This is a genomic window from Pedobacter sp. 01T416_2 (assembly GCF_056398925.1).
Genome location: NZ_JBFTQI010000599.1, coordinates 1 through 3,774, shown reverse-complemented (window position 1 = coordinate 3,774; position 3,774 = coordinate 1). Strand labels below are relative to the sequence as shown.

Below are 3,774 nucleotides of genomic sequence, written 5' to 3'. Positions count from 1 at the left end.
ATCGGGAACTGGCTTATTTACCTCTACAGCATGTAAAACGTCGACACTGCCGTATTGGTCATAGATTATTTTTTTCATTGATTTGCTATTATTCTAAATTTCATTATCTAAAAAAGATCAGCCACCCAATGATTAAAAAGGCACACTTATAAGGTGTAAAACATCGATAACATTGAGGTGATCGTTCTTCGATGTAAAATTATCGGAACGGAAATTGAATATCGTTGACTTCAATCAACAAATCATAGGTGGGCAACTCTTCTTCTAACCCTGCTTAATGTTTCCTTCCGGATGCCAAGAAAGCTTGCAATGTAATGTTGCGGAACACGCAACAATAAGGATGGTCTTTCCTTAAGAATTTCCAGATACAACTCTTCTGGTGATGCCGATTTAATTCGGTTGGAATTTTCCATTATAATAGCATTATCGGCGAAGCTCTTCTGAATCATGAAGTGCTGAATCCACGGTGTCTTTGCAGCGCTACACATGTCATTGCCTGTTATACACAATAACTCGCAATCCTCAAGTGCCTGTAGGTTCATGTCCGTCGGCTTCTGGTTAATCATACTTTCAACCTGGCCAACCCATGTATTTTCCTCATAAAATCTGGAAATTTTCTCATCACCCTGGCTATCCAGCCAATATTCGCGCAAGCAGCCTTTTAAAGTAAACGACCAATATTTAGGAACTTTACCGGCTATGTAATGGAATTCACCCTTTTTTAAATAAACCGGTTTAAAAAGGTTAAAAAAGAGTTCAAACTCATCTCTGGATATTTGAACATAAGAGCAGATCTGAGTATAAAGTATCTCGGCGTTCATTTTAATTAAGATTTGTAAAATACTTCATTGATCATGCTAAGGGGCGAAGTTCTTTATACTTTTGCATTAAATCATTATACATATTCCTGTTTCTCTTACCAATTTTTCTGTTCATTAGCGCTTCTGCAGGGATAATTGAAATACTTAAGCTATTTTCACTTTAAAATAACCGAAGTAATGGGAAATCCCCTTAGAATTGAAAGTGTGGCTCAGATCAATAACGAGAGGGGGCAGAAGACCCTGCATCCTTTGGTCAGTGTTCTTGATCAGTCGCTATCGAAGCCGGTAAAAGAGGCGCGTTATATTTCTGATGTGTACATGATCTTTTTAAAAGACGAGAAGTGCGGGGAGATGAAATATGGCCGCAATCACTATGATTACGAAGAAGGAACACTTCTTTTTATTGCACCAGGGCAGGTATTTGGTTTTGAGGAAAGCGAAAACATGATACAGCCGACCGGCTGGGGATTATTCTTTCATCCCGATCTCATCCGTGGAACCCATCTTGGCAAATGCATTAACGAATACAGCTTTTTCTCTTACGATGTTAATGAAGCACTTCACGTATCCGATGCAGAAAGAGAAATAGTGCTGGAGTGTTTTAATAAGATCCGGTATGAATTAGCGCATCCTATTGATAAGCACAGCAGGACGTTGATCGTTAGCAACATTGAAATGTTCCTGAATTATTCTGTTCGGTTTTACGACCGGCAGTTTCTCACCAGAGAACATATCCATAAGGATGTATTGACTGTATTTGAGGGATTACTGAACGAATACTTCCAGTCGGAAAAGCTGCAAACCCTGGGATTGCCCTCCGTTTCGTATTGTGCAGAGCAACTCAACCTGTCTCCAAAATATTTCGGAGATCTGGTAAAAAAAGAAACAGGAAAATCTGCACTAGAGTATATACACCTCAAACTGATTGATGCCGCGAAAGAACAGATACTTGATCTCAGTAAATCCGTAAGTGAAGTTGCATATAGGCTTGGCTTTAAATATCCCTCACATTTTACCCGTTTTTTTAAACAACAGGTTGGACATTCGCCCAATGAATACCGGAATTCTATGAATTGATTGAAATACGCATAATTTCTTGTCGGGCTGCAACGCTTTTAAAAACCAGATTCTTTGTCATCCTTGACATATCCTATTTTAGTTTACTAAAAACCTCCAGCATCGTTTCATTGTCTAGACTGTTCATATCTACCAGTTTTAATGTTTTTACCATTTTTAGGGTGGTTGTTTTGTAGTGCTGGAAGTGTGGTGTTTGCAAATGAGACTGATATGCTGCTTTATTGGCGTATATTTCTATGATCCTAACCTCAGTGGGGTTTTTCTGTTGAAACATAGGAAAAATGGCAATCACACCAGGCTCGATTTTTATAGAAGCCGCGGCCTCCTGYCGCAAAATGGATTTATAATCTTCGAGGTATTCTGGTAAAATTTCGATTTCAGAAATACGCACCATCATATCCTTCTCAATTACAGGAACCAATGGTTTTCCGATTATTTTCCTGATGGTATTTCCCTGTGTTTTATTAACGTTTGTTTCAACCAGCATTGCTAATTGTTCCAATTGGTTTTCAGTTAGGCCTGTATTCTTTCCCATGTTGATATGAGCCTGCAGCTGACCTTCGACACCAGGCATCGAGGCCAGAGCCGCAATTGTTACCATTTCTCTTTGCTGATAACTCAGCACGTCACTAACAAAAATGTCGGCAAATAAATGTTCCTTTAAAAAAGCATCAATACGCGGTGCAAATTCCCCGAAGCCTGGGGCAGGTTTTGATTGTGGGGTCTTGGTCAGTTCTTCCAACACTTTTCTGCCCTGTTCATATTTATTTTTAGGATTATTTGCTACGACAATTGTTTTCCCTACTTTATCGGTGATCCCCTTTTCTTCTCTCTCCTTTGCTACAGTCATAAAAACGTTAATGGCATTAAGGCTTCTTGGAAAGCCACAATACGCATAAAGCTGAACGAGCGCTTCTTTAATTTCGTTAATAGCAAGTCCGGAATCCAGCCCTTTATTCAATTCCACTTTTAACAGTTCCAGGTTTCCCGTAGCTGTAAGTGCCGAAATTTTTACCAAGCTTTGCTGTTGTGCAGACAAATCCGTATTAGCTGTTTTGTTTGGTTGTGCATTCATTTTGATCATACTTATTGTGAGCACAAAAAATAGTATCCCCTTTAAAAATTTGCTTTTGCCCATCATTTTGATTGTTTAATTTTTGTTGGCTGCGTTGAACTCTTCATCAGTTACAGGGTTTAACCAAACTGCATTAGTTTCACCTTCATAATTGGTAATGGCAATATGTACCATCTTTGTTCTGGCGGTAGCTCCATGCCAGTGTTCTACATTTTCTGGTATGTTGATTACATCACCTTTTTTGATGACTTGAGCTGTTTTCCCTTCTTGCTGGTAAAGGCCCTCGCCTTCGGTTATAATCAGTACCTGCCCTTTAGGGTGCGTATGCCAGTTGGTTCTTGCCCCTGGTTCAAAAGTTACGCTACCCAAAACAAAATCGTTGTTCTTATCTTTTGCCAGAAGTGTCTGCAAATAAGCATCTCCAGTAAAATATCCATTGGTTAATTTTTCTCCTTTAGGGAAAAGAGCCGTGGTGTTTTCTGTTATCATTTTTTCTTGATTTTTATTGTTATTGCAGGCGGTTATAGAAAATGAAATTCCCATTATAAAAGCTAATAACATTATCCTGAAAATTGTTTTCATTGCAATGAGTTTATTTTATTGTACCAATTCACGGTTATTTTTAGTTTCAGATTGCATTTCTCACTAACAGGGATCAATACCAAAAGTTGTGGAGGACGGTAAAAACAAATAGCTTTGCATTTTACTATTTCACTTTATATGACTTCCCCTGCAGCCTCTTTACTTAAATTGTTCTTACCAGATTTTATACTAGCAAACTTTACTATTACCGGTGTCATT

4 protein-coding genes are annotated in these 3,774 nt (G+C 38.5%); 1 reads left to right on the top strand and 3 read right to left on the bottom strand.

Annotated elements, in window-relative coordinates:
• Positions 1 to 242: 242 nt before the first annotated feature.
• Positions 243 to 821 carry a Crp/Fnr family transcriptional regulator gene (locus AC1DPQ_RS21010; protein WP_477610762.1) on the bottom strand — a complete coding sequence of 193 codons (579 nt, stop codon included), beginning with the start codon at positions 819 to 821 and terminating at the stop codon, positions 243 to 245.
• Positions 822 to 998: 177 nt separating this feature from the next.
• Between AC1DPQ_RS21010 and AC1DPQ_RS21005 the strand changes: the two genes are divergently transcribed.
• Entirely contained in the window at positions 999 to 1,898 is a 900-nt protein-coding gene (locus AC1DPQ_RS21005; protein WP_477584294.1) for a helix-turn-helix domain-containing protein, read from the top strand.
• A gap of 73 nt (positions 1,899 to 1,971) precedes the next feature.
• Here the strand turns inward: AC1DPQ_RS21005 and AC1DPQ_RS21000 are convergent, their stop codons facing one another.
• Positions 1,972 to 3,036, bottom strand: coding sequence for a carboxymuconolactone decarboxylase family protein (locus AC1DPQ_RS21000; protein WP_477610761.1), 1,065 nt, complete (start codon positions 3,034 to 3,036; stop codon positions 1,972 to 1,974).
• 12 nt (positions 3,037 to 3,048) lie between these two features.
• The gene (locus AC1DPQ_RS20995; RefSeq protein WP_477584290.1) at positions 3,049 to 3,462 is read right to left on the bottom strand and encodes a (R)-mandelonitrile lyase; all 414 of its coding nucleotides are present in this window, start codon (positions 3,460 to 3,462) and stop codon (positions 3,049 to 3,051) included.
• Between the last annotated feature and the right edge of the window lie 312 nt (positions 3,463 to 3,774).

What these genes read in the sequence shown, in the direction of transcription:
- AC1DPQ_RS21010 (WP_477610762.1), bottom strand. Translation starts at nt 821, where the DNA reads ATGAACGCCGAGATACTTTATACTCAGATCTGCTCTTATGTTCAAATA.
- AC1DPQ_RS21005 (WP_477584294.1), top strand. Translation starts at nt 999, where the DNA reads ATGGGAAATCCCCTTAGAATTGAAAGTGTGGCTCAGATCAATAACGAG.
- AC1DPQ_RS20995 (WP_477584290.1), bottom strand. Translation starts at nt 3,462, where the DNA reads ATGATAACAGAAAACACCACGGCTCTTTTCCCTAAAGGAGAAAAATTA.